This is a genomic window from Porticoccus sp. W117 (genome assembly GCF_030341905.1).
In the GTDB taxonomy this organism is placed as follows: Bacteria; Pseudomonadota; Gammaproteobacteria; order Pseudomonadales; family Porticoccaceae; genus SCSIO-12696.
The window spans coordinates 96,451-112,092 of record NZ_JATAAF010000005.1 but is presented as its reverse complement, the minus strand read 5'-3'; the positions used below and the strand labels follow the sequence as shown (position 1 = coordinate 112,092).

Genomic DNA, 15,642 nt, shown 5'->3' with positions numbered 1-15,642 from the left:
CCATCAATCTTTAGCTCGTTGTTCCAGCACCGCCACGGCGGGTAATACCTTTCCTTCCACAAATTCCAGGAAAGCACCGCCGCCGGTGGAAATATAGGATACTTTATCGGCTATGCAGTATTTGTCCACCGCTGCCAGAGTATCGCCGCCGCCGGCGATGGAGAATCCCTGGTTGTCGGCAATGGCCAAGGACAGTGCCCTGGTACCTTCGCCGAACTGGTCGAATTCAAACACGCCCACCGGGCCATTCCAGATAATGGTGCCAGCACCAGCGAGAATACTCGCAAAGGCCTCGGCGGTCTGCGGGCCAATATCAAAGATCATATCGTCATCGGCAACGTCACCGGCACTTTTCAGAGTAGCTTCAGCAGATTCGGAAAACTCTTTGCCGCACACCACATCTGTGGGCAGCGGAATGCTGACTTTGCCCGCCAGCGATTGGGCAGCGGGGATCAGATCTTGCTCACACAGGGATTTACCCACCGAGTGACCAGCAGCAGCCAGAAACGTGTTGGCAATACCGCCACCGACAATCAGCTGATCCACTTTCTCGGATAACGCTTCCAGCACGGTTAACTTGGTGGATACTTTGGAGCCACCAACGATGGCAACGACCGGTTTGGCGGGTTCATCCAGGGCCTTGGCCAGGGCATCCAGCTCACCGGCCAACAGCGGGCCAGCACAGGCTACCGGGGCAAAGCGGGCAACACCGTGAGTCGATGCCTGGGCACGGTGAGCAGTACCAAACGCGTCCATAACAAATACATCGCACAGGGATGCATAGGCTTTCGACAGGGTTTCGTCGTCTTTCTTTTCGCCCTCGTTAAAGCGCACGTTTTCCAGCAACACCAATTCGCCGCTGCTGAGTTCGAGGCCGTTTTGCCAGTCAGCCACCACTGGCACTTCGCGATTCAACAAACCACCCAGATGCACAGCTACCGGCGCCATAGAGAACTGCTCTTCAAACTGGCCCTCGGTGGGTCGCCCAAGATGGGACATTACCATGACTTGAGCACCGGCATTCAGTGCGTGCTCAATGGTCGGCAACGCAGCGCGAATACGGGCATCAGAAGTCACTTTACCGTCTTTTACCGGCACATTCAGGTCTTCTCGGATCAATACACGCTTACCGGCAAGATCCAGTTCGGTCATCAGTTTTACAGTCATTTTGTTACCCGTGAGATGAGAGACGGGAGACGAAAGACGCAGCCCATCACTAGTTTTAAACACTTACTCAGTTCCAATTAACGCCGCAAGACTCGCCAGTAAAGGCATAAAAGGAGATAAGCGACACATCTCTCGTCTCCCGTCTTTCGTCTCACATTCTCGTTTTCCAATACCGCAACACATCCAGCAACCTATTGGCATAACCCCACTCGTTATCGAACCAGATCAGTACTTTCGCCAAACGTTTGCCACTGACCCTGGTCTGGCCGGCGTCGACGATACCGGAACGCGGGTCGTGATTAAAATCGCAGGAGGCCAGCGGCTCTTCGGTATAGCCAAGCACACCGTGAAAACGGTCGCGGGCGGCTTCAGCAAGGATGCCATTCAACTGCTCGGCATCCACATCACTGGCCAATTGCACCGACAAGTCGATCATCGATACATTGACGGTGGGCACACGCATGGCCTGAGCTTCAAAACGCCCCGCCAGCTGCGGCATCACCCGGTCGATGCCACGAGCCAGGCCGGTATCTACCGGAATAATTGACTGCACGGCGGAGCGGGTTTTGCGCAAATCCGTGTGGTGGTAGGCGTCGATCAGGGGCTGATCGTTCATTGCGGAGTGCACAGTGGTAATCACCCCGTATTCCACCCCTACGGTATCCTGTAACGCCTGAATCACCGGCACCACACAGTTAGTGGTGCAAGACGCACCGGAAACAATGGTGGCGTCTGCGGTGAGCAAGTGCTCATTGACGCCGTAAACGATGGTGGCATCCACTTCCGGTTTTGCTGGCTGGGAGAATAAAACCCGCTTGGCGCCCTGGGCGAGATGATGCTCTGCAGTGGTACGATCATCAAAGCTGCCGGTGCACTCCAGCACCACATCCACGCCCACCTCTGCCCAGGGCAGATCATTAATGGATTCGCAGTGGAATACCTGAATACGATCGCCGTTGACTGTCAACACATCATTGGCCACCGCCACATCGCCGGCAAAACGCCCATGGGTGGAGTCATAGCGCAACAAATGGCCAACGGTCTTGCAGTCCGCCAGCTCGTTGATAGCCACTACCTTTAGCTCATCACTGCAGCCGCTCTCATAGAGCGCCCGCAATACCGAGCGGCCGATGCGGCCAAAGCCATTGATTGCTACGCGCACGTCGTTTCCACAGTCGACCCCTTACTCGTCATTCCCGCGAAGGCGGGAATCCACCATTTCGAGCGCTGTTCGAAATGGATCCCCGCCTTCGCGGGGATGACACGCTATCTGTTTTTTAAAACAAACTCTCTACCGTCTCGACCACGTTCTCAACCGTAAAGCCAAAGTGCTTAAACAGTTCACCCGCCGGGGCGGATTCGCCAAAGCTGTTCATAGCGACAATTTTGCCGCCAAGGCCTGTCCACTTGTGCCAGTAGTCACCGTGGGCCGCTTCTACCGCTACCCGGCGGGACACAGAAGCAGGCAATACCGACTCGCGGTAGTCTGCGTCCTGAGCGGCAAAAATTTCCGCACAGGGCATGGAAACTACGCGAACCTTGCGACCAGTTTCACTCAGCTTGGCAGCAGCATCCACGGCCAGACCCACTTCTGAACCGGTGGCAATAAGAATCGCTTCCGGCGTGCAATCGCAATCAACCAAGGTGTAAGCACCGCGAGCCACATCCGCCAACTGTTGGGCATTGCGCTGCTGATGAGGCAGATTTTGACGACTGAAAATCAATGCGCTGGGGCCGTCGCGACGTTCAATCGCGCCTTTCCAGGCAACCGCAGATTCCACAGCATCGCAGGGGCGCCAGCAGTGCATGTTCGGCGTGGTACGCAGGTTGGTAATTTGCTCCACCGGCTGGTGGGTGGGGCCGTCTTCACCCAGGCCAATGGAATCGTGGGTGTACACAAAAATACTTTGCTGCTGCATCAGCGCCGCCATGCGCACTGCATTGCGGGCGTATTCCATAAACACCAGGAAGGTAGCGCCATAATTGACAAAACCACCGTGCAAGGCAATGCCGTTCATAATCGCGGACATGCCAAATTCACGCACACCGTAATAAATGTAATTGCCGGCGGCATCGTCCGCAGACACGCCTTTACTGTCAGACCAGATCGTCAAGTTGGAGCCCGCCAAGTCGGCGGAACCGCCAATCAGCTCAGGCAGCAGTGGGCCGTAGGCGTTGAGGGTGTTTTGCGAGGCTTTACGGGAGGCAATGGTGTCACCCTTGGCCTGACATTCGGCGATATACGCATCGGCCTTTTCGCTAAAGTCCGCAGGCAGGTCACCTTTCATGCGACGCTCAAACTCGGCGGCCAACTCCGGGTGAGCCGCACGGTAGGCGTCAAAACGAGCATTCCAGTCACTCTCGGCGGCAGCGCCTTTTTCTTTGGCGTCCCAGCCTGCGTACACTTCTGCGGGAACCTCGAATGGGCCATGATCCCAGCCCAGGGTTTCCCGGGCCAGTTGAATTTCATCCGCACCCAGCGGCGCACCGTGGCAATCTTCCTTGCCCTGTTTGTTGGGGGAGCCAAAGCCAATAATGGTTTTGCAGCAAATCAGCGTGGGTTTGCCGGCCTCGGCACGGGCGGCTTCAACCGCCGTTTTAATGGCATCACTGTCGTGGCCGTCCACCGCTTCGATCACTTGCCAGCCATAAGCGCGGAAGCGCCCCGGCGTATCGTCGTTAAACCAGCCTTCCACTTCACCGTCGATGGAAATGCCGTTGTCGTCCCAAAACGCAATTAACTTGCCAAGACCCAAGGTGCCCGCAAGAGAACAAGCCTCGTGGGAAATGCCTTCCATCAAACAACCATCACCCAGAAACACGTAGGTGTTGTGATCGACGATAGCGTGGCCGTCGCGGTTGAACTGGGCAGCCAGCACTTTCTCCGCCAGCGCCATGCCTACACCGTTAGTGATGCCCTGACCCAACGGGCCAGTGGTGGTTTCAATACCCGGCGCGTAACCGTACTCCGGGTGGCCGGGGGTTTTGGAACCCATCTGGCGGAAGTTTTTCAGCTCCTCAATGGGCAGCTCATAACCGGCCAAATGCAGCAGGGAATAATGCAGCATGGAACCATGGCCATTGGAAAGCACAAAGCGGTCGCGATCGGCCCATTCCGGGTTGGCAGGATTGTGCTGGTAAAAATCGTTCCACAGCACTTCGGCAATATCCGCCATGCCCATGGGGGCACCGGGGTGGCCGGAGTTGGCTTGTTGCACAGCATCCATACTGAGGGCGCGTACGGCGTTGGCAAGGTCGCGACGAGTGGGCATCGGGGATTTCCTTTGGGGTATGAGAAAAAGGCGCTATTTTCTCTTATATTGGCATGTGGCGTAAACCGCTATTCCTTACTTGTGAGATCCTCACGTCGCTGCGCTCCTCAGGACGACATTCGTCAACCTATATCAAAATATTTTGATATAGGTTGAGTGCTCTGTTAGTATGCCTCGCCATGAATGACGATACGCAACCTGCCAGCGAGGGTCTGGCCGCCCTGCTCAAGGCCGCTGGCGACCCGTTGCGATTGGAAATCTTGCGAATTTTGCAACAAGACTCTTACGGAGTATTGGAGTTGGGCAGAGTTCTGGACTTGCGGCAATCCGCGCTCAGCTACCAGCTCAAGGTGTTATCCAAAGCTGGTCTGGTGGTGACTCGCAAAGAGGGTAATACGGTGTTCTACCGGCGCGCCGCCGCCAACGGCCCCTACAGAACACTGTTTGCAGAACTGTTTGCGGCAGCGGATCAACTGCCCCTCAGCGAGACTTTGCTGGCTGGGGTGCAAGCGGTACAGGCAGAGCGGCGGGAGGCGTCACGGGAATTTTTTCAACGCAACGCCAAACGCTTTCGCCGCTACCAGGACATGATCGCCAGCCACCAGGACTATGGAGAGGCGATAAGTGAACTTTTAACTAACATTGTGCCGCCATCTGCGGCGAATGTGCTGGAAGTTGGCCCCGGCGAAGGGGAATTACTGCCGACGTTGAGCGAGCATTTCGAAAGCGTTATCGCACTGGAACTGTCCAGCGAGATGCTGCAGCGTTCACAGGAATTATCGAGCAAGCAAGCGCTTACTAACATTCGATTTTTTCACGGTGATACTAACGCCGCCGTGAACGAGGGATTAAAGGCAGACTGCATCACCATCAATATGGTGCTGCACCACACCCCCTCTCCAGCGGATGTGTTCAGCGACCTTGGGCAACTGCTTAACCCCGGTGGCGCACTGCTGGTCACCGACCTCTGCCGCCACGACCAAAGCTGGGCCAAAGAGGCCTGCGGCGATCAGTGGCTGGGGTTTGAACCGGAAGATTTAACCGAGTGGGCCGGGCAAGCCGGCTTGAGCGAGGGGCAGAGTCAGTACCTGGCGTTGAAGAATGGATTTAAGGTGCAATTACGGCACTTTATGAAACGAGAGATGGGAGACGGGAGATGAGAGACGGGCGACTCCGCAGCTAATTCGGAGTAACACGTCTCTCATCTCCCATCTCTCGTCTCACATACTAAAGAGGCAAAACATGAGCAATTACACCGTTTTTACCTCGGAGTCCGTCTCCGAAGGCCACCCGGACAAAATGGCGGATCAGATTTCTGACGCCATTCTCGACGCCATGTTGAAAGACGACCCGGAGTCCCGCGTGGCGGTAGAAACCATGGTCAAAACCGGCATGGTGGTTGTCGCCGGCGAGGTGCGCACTTCCACCTACGTGGATCTGGAAGAAGTTGTCAGGGACGTGGTATTGGATATTGGCTACGACTCCAGCGACGTGGGCTTTGACGGCGCCAGCTGCGCGGTACTCAACGCCATTGGCAAGCAGTCCCACGATATCGCCATGGGCGTCGATGAAGGCGACGACAAAGACCAGGGCGCTGGCGACCAGGGCCTGATGTTCGGCTACGCCACCACCGAGACTGACGCCCTGATGCCCGCCCCCATCTACTACTCTCACCGTCTGGTAGAGCGCCAGGCTTACCTGCGCAAGCAGGGTGTGCTGCCGTGGCTGCGCCCGGATGCCAAAAGCCAGGTGACCATGCGCTACGACAACAATGGCCGCCCCACAGCGGTGGACGCGGTGGTACTGTCCACCCAGCACGACCCGGACGTTTCTCAAAATGACATTCGCGAAGCGGTGATGGAAGAGATCATCCAGCACTGCCTGCCGCAAGAGCTGCTGCACGCGGACACCCGTTACCACATCAACCCCACCGGCCAGTTTATTATCGGTGGCCCGGTGGGCGATTGTGGCCTCACCGGCCGCAAGATCATCGTCGATACATACGGAGGCATGGCCCGCCATGGCGGCGGCGCGTTTTCCGGTAAAGACCCGTCCAAAGTAGACCGCTCCGCTGCTTACGCCGGCCGCTACGTGGCCAAAAACATTGTCGCCGCCGGGCTGGCAGAGCGCTGCGAGATTCAGGTGTCCTACGCCATCGGCGTCGCCGAGCCCACCTCCATCAGCATCAACACTTTCGGCACCAACAAACTGCCGGAAGAGCACATCGAAGCCCTGGTGCGCGACCACTTCGACCTGCGCCCTAAAGGCATCGTCGATATGCTCGACCTGAAGCGCCCCATCTATCGACCGACTGCGGCTTATGGGCACTTTGGCAGGGATGAATGCGAGTTCACGTGGGAGCGTATCGACAAAGCCGAAGCACTGAGGGCCGCATTGTAAGTGTTTTTGGTCGCACGTCGGTAGTCGCACGTCGCACGCTAAAACCGTCAGATCAGGGAGGAGCTGAGAGTATGAAGAAATACCAGAAACTGGTTGTTTGGAAACAGGCAATGGAGCTGGCATTTGATGTTTATCAGATGACCAAGTTGTTTCCAGACGAAGAGAAGTTTGGGCTAACTTCGCAGATGCGCCGAGCAAGTGTGAGCATTGCTTCGAATATCGCGGAAGGTGCTGGCAGAGGTAGTGACAAAGATTTTGTTCGCTTCCTGACCATCGCACGCGGCTCAGCAAATGAATTGGAAACCCAGGCAATGCTGGCAATTCGACTTGGCTTTTTATCTCCAGAAGTCAAATTCGAAGAGCGCTTAGATCATGTGTGCGCGATGCTAAACAGCCTAATAAACAAATTAACGGTTCGCTAATACACGGAACTCTCACCCAGCACCGCTTTTAGCGTGCGACGTGCGACTACCGGCGTGCGACCTCTAAAACAGGACACTAAACTATGAGCAACACAGATTACAAAGTCGCAGATATAACTCTGGCAGATTGGGGAAGAAAAGAAATCGCCATCGCCGAAACGGAAATGCCAGCGCTGATGGCGTTGCGCGCAAAATACGCAGGGCAACAACCACTGGAAGGAGCGAAGATCCTCGGTTGTATTCACATGACCATCCAGACAGCCGTGCTGATCCAGACTCTGGAAGCGCTGGGTGCGGAGGTGCGCTGGACGTCGTGCAATATTTTCTCCACTCAGGATCACGCCGCCGCCGCCATTGCCGCCAACGGCACACCGGTATTTGCCTGGAAAGGTGAAACCGAGGAAGAGTACGACTGGTGCCTGGAACAGCAAATTCTCAAAGACGGCCAGCCTTGGGATGCCAACATGGTATTGGACGACGGCGGCGACTTGACCGCCATGCTGCACGAAAAATACCCGCAGGTACTGGATAACGTCCACGGCATTACCGAAGAAACCACCACCGGGGTACACCGCCTGTACGACATGCTGGCCAATGGCGAATTGAAAGTACCTGCCATCAATGTCAACGACTCGGTGACCAAGTCCAAGAACGACAACAAGTACGGTTGCCGTCACAGTCTGAACGACGCCATCAAGCGCGGCACCGACCACCTGTTGGCGGGCAAAAAGGCACTGGTGATTGGTTACGGCGATGTGGGTAAGGGCTCCGCCCAATCTCTGGTTCAGGAAGGCATGATTGTGCGGGTTGCAGAGATCGACCCCATCTGTGCCATGCAAGCCTGTATGGATGGCTTCGAGGTGGTATCCCCGTTTGTAAATGGCGACCAAAGCCAAGGTGTAAATGCTGAGCTGTTAGGCAACACCGATCTGGTAGTCACCACCACCGGCAACGTCAACGTGTGCAACGCCGCCATGCTGGCCGTCCTGAAAAGCGGCTGCGTGGTTTCCAACATCGGCCACTTCGACAACGAAATCGACACCGCCTTTATGCGCGACAACTACGAGTGGGACGAAGTGAAGCCCCAAGTGCACAAAATCTACCGCGACCGCGCCAACAACGACCACATCATCCTGCTTTCCGAAGGTCGCCTGGTGAATCTGGGCAACGCCACCGGCCACCCATCACGCATTATGGATGGCTCCTTCGCCAATCAGGTACTGGCGCAAATGCACCTGTGGGAACTGAAATACGCCCACCAGAGCGACGAGCGCAAAGCGGAACTGCTGAAAGTGGAAGTGCTGCCCAAGAAACTCGACGAAGAAGTAGCCGCCGATATGGTGGCCGGTTTTGGCGGTGTGATTACCAAGATGACCGATGTGCAGGCTGAATATATTGGGGTGCCGGTTGAAGGGCCCTATAAGCCAGAAGCGTATCGTTATTGATTGAGGGGTCGCACGTCTGACGTCGCACGTCGCACGCTAAAAACACCTTTCATGTAGGTCGGGCTTTAGCCCGTCACCATAAGTGGTTACTAGCAGGCTGCTTGACGGCCTGAAGGCCGACCTACAGAGCGCTTGGTTTTAGCGTGCGACGTGCGACGTGCGACGCGCGGCCAGTCCAGCTATTAAACAACTACGGTCTTTACGACCGTACGGACTGACCCATGACCACCGACCAAATCCAAATCAGCTTCGAATTCTTCCCGCCTAAAACACCGGAAGGTCGTGAGAAGCTGAAAGCTGTTCGCGCCGAGCTGAATAAGCTCAACGCCCATTATTTCTCCTGCACCTACGGAGCCGGTGGTTCCACCCGCGACAACACCAAAGGCCTGGTGCTGGAAATGCGCGAGGAAGGCTACGACATTGCGCCGCACCTTTCCTTTGGTGCCGACAGTGAGGAAACCATTCACGGGCTGCTGAGCGATTACAAAGACGCCGGCGTCAGCCGCCTAGTGGCTCTGCGCGGTGATCTGCCATCCGGCATGGGAGCACCTGCGGTGGTGTACGCGTCTGAACTGGTGGCCTTTGCTCGCAAGCACTTTGGTGACCACTTTAAAATTGCCGTGGCCTGCTACCCGGAAATCCACCCTCAGGCGCCCAGCTACAGCAAAGACATCGAATACCTGAAGCGCAAGTTTGATGCCGGTGCCGACGCGGGCATTACTCAGTACTTCTACCACGCCGACGCCTACTTCTACTTTGCCGAGGAGTGCGACAAAGCGGGCATTCACCAGCCTATTTACCCCGGCATTATGCCCATCACCAACTACCAAAATCTGGTGCGTTTCTCTGACGCCTGCGGCGCCGACATTCCCCGTTGGATTCGCAAAGGTCTGGAAAATTGCGGTGATGATAAAGAAGCCATTCGAGCCTTTGGCCTGGATGTGGTCACCAGCCTGTGTGAACAACTGATCGACGGCGGCGTACCCGGCTTCCACTTCTACACCATGAACCAGGTGGAGCCAACCCGGCAGATTATTGAGAACTTGGGGTTACTGCCATAACCCGTTTGACGTTCGATGTTGGACGTTAGACGAGCCTGCTACGGAGCCCTCGTCAAACGTCCAACATCGAACGTCCAACCGTCTGTAAATCCAAACTTACAGCCTTTGCCCACTTTCGTCATTGCGAGGAGCGAAGCGACGCGGCAATCTCCCCGGCATTGATTCAATTGCCGCGAGGAAACCCCATGGCCCATATGCAACCCCTGCCCGCCGACACCCATCCGGAACTGGCGGACGACTTCCAGATTTTCGTTGAGATCCTTGGCTTTGTGCCCAACAGCCTGCTCACCATGCAGCGCAGCCCGGATATGGTGAAGGGCTTTGGCGTACTCACCAAAGCGGTGATGAATGCAGAAGGCGGGGTCGATCTGGGCTTTATGCGTATGCTGGCGCACTTTTGCAGCCGCGCCGCTGGCTGCCAGTACTGCGAAGCTCACTCTCTGGTGGCGGCGCAGATTCACGGCATCCCTCAGGAAAAAATCGACGCCCTGTGGGATTACCAAACCAGCGAGCATTATTCCGACGCCGAGCGGGTAGCACTGGATTTTGCTCTGGCGGCAGGCTCTGTACCCAACAATGTGGATCAGTCACTGATGGATCGCATGAAAGAGCATTGGAGCGAGAAACAAATTGTCCATATCCTCGGCGCTATTAGCCTGTACGGTTTCCTCAACCGCTGGAACGATTCCATGGCCACGGACCTGGAAGAATCGCCGAAAGCCATGGGCGAGAGAGTATTGAGTTCTGGCGGCTGGGACGGCGGCAAACACGTTTCCCAATAGTCCGTCGCTACGGCTAAAATGTGCGCAGTTTTTGTTTAACAGGCAAACGCCGCTGCGCACATTTTTATGCGAATTTCCCGTATTTATCTCAACCAGCCACTAGCGGTTGGCAGCGAAGTCACACTTAGCCCGGAAGCCACTCGCCATCTGGTTACCGTGCTGCGCGCCCAGGCTGGTGCGCAAGTGGTTTTGTTCAACGGCACTGGCGGCGAATATTCCGCCACCTTGGTAGAGATAGGCAAAAAGCAGGCGCTGGCGCGCATCGATCACTTTAGCGATATTGATCGTGCCTCACCGCTGGCCATTCACCTGGGCATTGGCCTGTCTCGCGGCGACCGCTTTGACACAGTGGTACAAAAAGCCACCGAATTGGGCGTTGCAGAAATCACCCCGCTCTATACCGAGCGTACGGAAGTCAAACTGAAGGGTGACCGCGCCGACAAGAAATTGCGCCATTGGCAGCAAATCGCTATTAGCGCCTGCGAGCAATGCCAGTTAAATCGAGTGCCAACGATTCACCATCCCGTCACGTTGCAAGAGTGGTTAGCCAACACAAGCGCAAAGCAAAAATTTGTCCTTCATCACCGCAGCGAAAAAGCCTTACGGGATTACCGCGATACCCCCCATTCCGTCGCTCTCGCTATTGGCCCGGAAGGCGGCTTGTCGGATATGGAAATTCAGGCCTGCCACGATCGTGATTTTAAAAACCTGACCCTGGGGCCAAGGGTGCTGCGGACAGAAACCGCACCACTGGCGGCCATCAGCTTGCTGCAATTTCAGTGGGGGGATTGGTAAACCCCGCTTTATTTCTCGGCCAGTTTTATCAGACGCAGCAGCTCTTCCCGTATGCGATGTTCTGAACCGCTACCGGTTATTTTTGCTTTTAAAATGCCCTTGTGATCCACCACCAGGTAGGTGGGGTAACCGGTAATACCACTTATTTGTGTCTGCTCCGGCCCCAAATGCCAATGAATCCATGGCATCGGCTGTTCTTCCTGAATGTACTCCAGCACCGTTTCCGCTTCGTCATCCACGCTGGCAGAAATCATCTCGAAGGGCCGCGCTGCCAATTCCTCCTGGATGGCGCGCAAGTCGGGAATGGCCTCCTTGCAGGGAGAACACCAGGTGGCCCAGATATCGATTAACAGCACCTTGCCGGTGTGATTGCTGAGCCGGTCCGGGTTGCCATTCAGGTCAGCCACTTCAAAGTCAGCCAGTGGCTGACCAATAACACCTTCCAATTGAGCACGTATGTTGTTTATCTGAGTCGAATACTCCGGCAAATGTTCACCTGCCTCAGCTTTCAGGCTTTCCAGCAATTGGTTGGCCTGTTTTCTGTTGGCTTTTTGTTGCTGGGCGGACGAACCCAAATCCGTGGATAGCCGGGTAAAATACTGCGCTCGCCACAGACCTGTCTGCAGGCGGGTGTGAGGATTGTTGCTTTTTTCATAGAGCCTTTTGAAATACTCCGCTTGCGTGGCGCCGGGAAGCCCGAGGTAACGAATCGTCTCCCAACCATCTGGCCGGTGGGCATGATACTTCAGGAATAATTCGGCGATTTCCAATCGCCAGGACAAATTTTCTTCATCATGCTCACCGCTGCTGTAGTCGGCAGGCAAGTAATACAGTACATAGGCCATCGCCGTAACCGCATCATCGTCTTTGGGGTTCTCCCGGTAGACGCTGATTACCTGCTTCGAGATGGAGGCATAATCCGGCCATTGCCGCTCGGCGGCTCCGGCAATGTACTCCTGTTCGCTGATTTTGCCAGCGCGAAATTCAGCGATCGCCTGCTTGATTTTTTCCTGATTTTCCTCGGTTGCCTGTTTCATGCGTTCAATGGCCTGCATGGTGTCTTCGCGGGCCGGGCTCGCCTGTGTCACCGGGAAAATGCAAAGCAACAGCATCAATAAGGCGGCTGACTTACTGATTAACCTGGAATATTTCATAAATTTCCCTCCCTAAAAAAACAAGGGAAGGGTTTTACACCTTCCCCCAGAACACTGACAAACACCGGAAAAAGCAAACCTCTTTTGGCATTGCCTCTTCCGGCGCACTGTCTGCTTAGAGTTGAAACTCTTTTTTCGCTTCCAGGTACATCACTCGCCCGCGTGAACTGACACGAGACAAGTCCCAGGGAGAGGCCTGATTATTCACAAAAGGCGGAGGGGTATGTGTCAGATCCAATACGCCGGCCAGGAACCGCCATCCACTGTCTACCAGGTTGTAGTAGCCAGTGACGTCGTACGTGGTGTAGTGCTCCACCCGATCCGGGGTATCCAAAAATCCTCCATCGGTATAATTAAAACCACTGTGGTAGTTGGCAGTGAGGTTAATGCCGTAATTCCCTTCGCTCCAGCCAAAATCTGCCCTGGCCGCCCAGTTGGAAGGGGCCTGCTCAGTGCCACGCAGATCTACCACGTCACCATTTACCAAAACGAACTTTTGTTCCTTGTTGTAAGTGCCAGTAAAGTTTGCAGTAAATGCTCCCCTTTCTGTGTCCAGCGCATAGCCGGCACGAACATCGATGCTCTTCTGGTGGCTGTCATTCAAATTGGTGGGCAGTTGCAAAAAGTTGGTCAACACACCATTGCTGTCACGGATCGCGATATCCGGATTTGACAGATTCGCCAATCCAAGCGCCCCGAACGGCCGCGGCGTATCAATTTCGTCTGTTGTATCCGCCTGGTTAAACAGCACTTCCATATAGGCACCTTCCAGAAATTCCGGTGTCCAGCGCATACTGAGCGTCATGGTCTTGGAGACTTCCGGCTTCAGGTCGCCATTGCCACCGATGTGGCGGAATGCCTGGACAAAAGCCTCACCACCGGGGTTGAACGGATCGCGAATAAATCCCGGCGGCGTGATTATTTCCGGAGACGTAATTTGCCTGGCGGTCGGCGCCCTGAAAGATTCACCCCATGTCCCCTGAACATTCAACGTTTCAGTTAACCCCCAGGTAAAACCTATTTTAGGGCTGGTATTACTGTAAGATGAGCCGCTTCCCAGCTTGGCATCTGGTAATTCATAACGCTCCGTTCGTGCCGCCAGTGTGACTAAAAAGGATTCGATTCCCGGCAAACTGTTGTCCGAACCAACCAGCGGCAGGGAGACCTCCGCAAACAGCGCTCCCACTTGTTCTTTCGGAGTTGTCGTCAAATTATTGAGGGTATCGGTATCAACATTGACCGCATTGGAAACCCCAAATCCTGTTATAAGCAAAGAGCGATTGGGGTCTTCGCTATAATTGACTTCTGTTTCGCGCACTTCCAGCCCTACCGCCAGCCTGGACTCCCCACCGGCCATATCAAACAACCCGCCTTCAGCCACTGAGCGGAAAGAGAGCAATGTCACCTCGGGCGCGTTGGGGAATAGCTCATATCGATATAAATCATCAAGATTCACATCTGCTTGCGCCGAACCATCACCAAATACATTGAGTATATCCCTGCCGTTTGGGCCTCCATCCCTGGGGGAGGTAAAGAAATAAGCGGTAGTGTTATTGTCTGTCGATTCCCGCGAAGCGGTCAGGTCAGTACTTAGCAGCCAATCCGAGAAGGGCAATTCCGCTTTGAAGCCGAGGCTGACTTCCATCCGCTCTTGTTGCGTGAGAGTTTCTTCCCGACTGAGCAAACCATCTGCCAGCTCCTGATCGAACCGATAGTTCACAACAACTACTCGTCCAAATGGATTGAATGGATTGTCTACTGGCACACGGCCAAGAAAAGAGGGCGTGCCATCGCCACCGTCATTTTCTGTCTTCGAGTAGTTGATATCCAGGTAAGTATCAACCCCAGAAAACTCCTGCTGCAAGGACAATGATAGCGATGTATTTTCTGTAGTGGCCGCAAATTCACGGTCAAGAAAAGCTTGCTCCATGGCGGCTTGTCCCAAGGCCAGGTCGAAATCTGAAGGCTGGGCACCAACACCACTATTCCCCTCTGGTAGCGACCCAATCAGGTCCCCCCCCACAAAGAAACCTGGAAATGCTTCTACGCCTTCAAATACCAGTCCTGGAGACGCTGTAACCAAAGAACCAAAGAAGTCCGTGGAAAAATCTGATCCCCCTCGAGGGCGAAAATCCAAAGAGGTGAAACCCGCCTTCACCTGCGATGTCGCCTGCCGCTCCCGTTTGCTCAGCGTCAATTGGGCATTACCGCTCTCCCAGCCAAACCCTACTGTCTGGTTTAACGAATAGACGTTGCCACCATTCAGGCCATTCTCATATCTCACGGACGTCTCGGCGCCACGGTAATCCCTTGAGGTAATAATATTGATAACGCCCCCCACTGCATCAGACCCATACAGTGCAGAAGCGCCATCCAGGATAATTTCTATTCGCTCCACAGTCCCCAGTGAAATGGTGCTCAGGTTAACAAAGCTGGCTTCACCAATTGGCGAACCGCTGGTGCGCCGACCGTTAATCAGCACCAATGTGGAATCTGACCCCAAACCGCGCAAATTTACAGCTGCATTGCCCTGGTGGCCATTGCCTGCTAATGGTCTTTGGTTATCTATAAGCGGGCTGTTGCGACTGGACTCACTGTTAAAGGAAGCCCGGTTCTGGGGCAGCTTGCGCAAAACATCTTCCACAGTACTGACGCCCAGGCGCTCAAAATCTTCGCGGTCGAAGGTTACTACGGGGGAGGTGGGGTGTACGTTGCGCAGAAGCGTGCCCGTAATGACTACTTCTTCATCGGCTTCTGCTAACGCTTTTTTTGCTTCGGGAGTACCTTCACCTTGCTTGATCACAATGGTGTTATCGGAAGCGTATTCGTAGGTCAGGCCGGTGCCGGAAAGCATCACATTCAATGCGCTTTCCACACTGTGTTCGCCTTTTACGGCAGGCAGTTCGATGCCAGCGCCAATGGTTTGCGGCAACATAATCTGCACACCGGAAACCTTGGAAAGGGTTAACAGGGCGCTGCCGGCTTTTTGCTGTTCAATGTCCAGAGAAAATTCCGTGTTGTCAGCCAACAGGGTGCCGGACGCAGTTAATGCCAGGGCGGAAGCGATACCGCGCACCAGGCTTTTTACATTTTGTTTGTCGTTCAAGTAATTCATTACCCACCTCTATATTGTGTAACTTTTTT

The 15,642-nt window shown here is 54.9% G+C and carries 12 protein-coding genes; 7 read left to right on the top strand and 5 right to left on the bottom strand.

Features of this window, described 5'->3' with window-relative positions; genetic code table 11:
- Window positions 1–3: 3 nt before the first annotated feature.
- The 3 genes from QSV34_RS05725 to tkt all read right to left on the bottom strand — a co-directional run bounded on the left by QSV34_RS05725 (window position 4) and on the right by tkt (window position 4,439).
- The gene (locus QSV34_RS05725; protein ID WP_289152753.1) at window positions 4–1,167 is read right to left on the bottom strand and encodes a phosphoglycerate kinase; all 1,164 of its coding nucleotides are present in this window, start codon (window positions 1,165–1,167) and stop codon (window positions 4–6) included.
- 151 nt (window positions 1,168–1,318) lie between these two features.
- Window positions 1,319–2,329 (bottom strand): type I glyceraldehyde-3-phosphate dehydrogenase, encoded by a 1,011-nt coding sequence (gene gap, locus QSV34_RS05720; RefSeq protein ID WP_289152751.1) that lies wholly within the window; start codon window positions 2,327–2,329, stop codon window positions 1,319–1,321.
- 115 nt (window positions 2,330–2,444) lie between these two features.
- Window positions 2,445–4,439 carry a transketolase gene (tkt, locus tag QSV34_RS05715; protein ID WP_289152750.1) on the bottom strand — a complete coding sequence of 665 codons (1,995 nt, stop codon included), beginning with the start codon at window positions 4,437–4,439 and terminating at the stop codon, window positions 2,445–2,447.
- Between the two features lie 179 nt (window positions 4,440–4,618).
- On the opposite strand from tkt, the gene QSV34_RS05710 reads away from it, so the two are divergent.
- The 7 genes from QSV34_RS05710 (at window position 4,619) to QSV34_RS05680 (ending at window position 11,344) form a co-directional block, all read left to right on the top strand.
- Window positions 4,619–5,599 carry a metalloregulator ArsR/SmtB family transcription factor gene (locus QSV34_RS05710; RefSeq protein WP_289152748.1) on the top strand — a complete coding sequence of 327 codons (981 nt, stop codon included), beginning with the start codon at window positions 4,619–4,621 and terminating at the stop codon, window positions 5,597–5,599.
- An 82-nt stretch (window positions 5,600–5,681) separates the two neighbouring features.
- Window positions 5,682–6,839 (top strand): methionine adenosyltransferase, encoded by a 1,158-nt coding sequence (metK, locus tag QSV34_RS05705; RefSeq protein ID WP_289152747.1) that lies wholly within the window; start codon window positions 5,682–5,684, stop codon window positions 6,837–6,839.
- A 71-nt stretch (window positions 6,840–6,910) separates the two neighbouring features.
- Window positions 6,911–7,261, top strand: a complete 351-nt coding sequence (locus QSV34_RS05700) for a four helix bundle protein (protein ID WP_289152745.1) — start codon at window positions 6,911–6,913, stop codon at window positions 7,259–7,261.
- Window positions 7,262–7,344: 83 nt separating this feature from the next.
- The gene (gene ahcY / locus QSV34_RS05695) at window positions 7,345–8,706 is read left to right on the top strand and encodes an adenosylhomocysteinase (protein WP_289152743.1); all 1,362 of its coding nucleotides are present in this window, start codon (window positions 7,345–7,347) and stop codon (window positions 8,704–8,706) included.
- Window positions 8,707–8,927: 221 nt separating this feature from the next.
- Window positions 8,928–9,767: a methylenetetrahydrofolate reductase [NAD(P)H] gene (metF, locus tag QSV34_RS05690; RefSeq protein WP_289152741.1), complete on the top strand. Its 840-nt coding sequence runs from the start codon at window positions 8,928–8,930 to the stop codon at window positions 9,765–9,767.
- Between the two features lie 185 nt (window positions 9,768–9,952).
- Window positions 9,953–10,549 carry a carboxymuconolactone decarboxylase family protein gene (locus QSV34_RS05685; RefSeq protein ID WP_289152740.1) on the top strand — a complete coding sequence of 199 codons (597 nt, stop codon included), beginning with the start codon at window positions 9,953–9,955 and terminating at the stop codon, window positions 10,547–10,549.
- Between the two features lie 66 nt (window positions 10,550–10,615).
- Window positions 10,616–11,344, top strand: coding sequence for a 16S rRNA (uracil(1498)-N(3))-methyltransferase (locus QSV34_RS05680; RefSeq protein WP_289152738.1), 729 nt, complete (start codon window positions 10,616–10,618; stop codon window positions 11,342–11,344).
- A gap of 8 nt (window positions 11,345–11,352) precedes the next feature.
- Here QSV34_RS05680 and QSV34_RS05675 read toward each other — a convergent pair whose 3' ends face one another.
- Together QSV34_RS05675 and QSV34_RS05670 are read right to left on the bottom strand one after the other, a co-directional pair.
- The gene (locus QSV34_RS05675) at window positions 11,353–12,498 is read right to left on the bottom strand and encodes a TlpA family protein disulfide reductase (protein ID WP_289152736.1); all 1,146 of its coding nucleotides are present in this window, start codon (window positions 12,496–12,498) and stop codon (window positions 11,353–11,355) included.
- Window positions 12,499–12,613: 115 nt separating this feature from the next.
- Window positions 12,614–15,613: a TonB-dependent receptor gene (locus QSV34_RS05670; protein WP_289152734.1), complete on the bottom strand. Its 3,000-nt coding sequence runs from the start codon at window positions 15,611–15,613 to the stop codon at window positions 12,614–12,616.
- Between the last annotated feature and the right edge of the window lie 29 nt (window positions 15,614–15,642).

Coding starts and splice junctions, on each gene's coding strand:
- ahcY (WP_289152743.1), top strand. CDS start 7,345: ATGAGCAACACAGATTACAAAGTCGCAGATATAACTCTGGCAGATTGG.
- metK (WP_289152747.1), top strand. CDS start 5,682: ATGAGCAATTACACCGTTTTTACCTCGGAGTCCGTCTCCGAAGGCCAC.
- QSV34_RS05725 (WP_289152753.1), bottom strand. CDS start 1,167: ATGACTGTAAAACTGATGACCGAACTGGATCTTGCCGGTAAGCGTGTA.
- QSV34_RS05670 (WP_289152734.1), bottom strand. CDS start 15,613: ATGAATTACTTGAACGACAAACAAAATGTAAAAAGCCTGGTGCGCGGT.
- QSV34_RS05710 (WP_289152748.1), top strand. CDS start 4,619: ATGAATGACGATACGCAACCTGCCAGCGAGGGTCTGGCCGCCCTGCTC.
- metF (WP_289152741.1), top strand. CDS start 8,928: ATGACCACCGACCAAATCCAAATCAGCTTCGAATTCTTCCCGCCTAAA.
- QSV34_RS05685 (WP_289152740.1), top strand. CDS start 9,953: ATGGCCCATATGCAACCCCTGCCCGCCGACACCCATCCGGAACTGGCG.
- tkt (WP_289152750.1), bottom strand. CDS start 4,439: ATGCCCACTCGTCGCGACCTTGCCAACGCCGTACGCGCCCTCAGTATG.
- QSV34_RS05700 (WP_289152745.1), top strand. CDS start 6,911: ATGAAGAAATACCAGAAACTGGTTGTTTGGAAACAGGCAATGGAGCTG.
- QSV34_RS05680 (WP_289152738.1), top strand. CDS start 10,616: ATGCGAATTTCCCGTATTTATCTCAACCAGCCACTAGCGGTTGGCAGC.
- QSV34_RS05675 (WP_289152736.1), bottom strand. CDS start 12,498: ATGAAATATTCCAGGTTAATCAGTAAGTCAGCCGCCTTATTGATGCTG.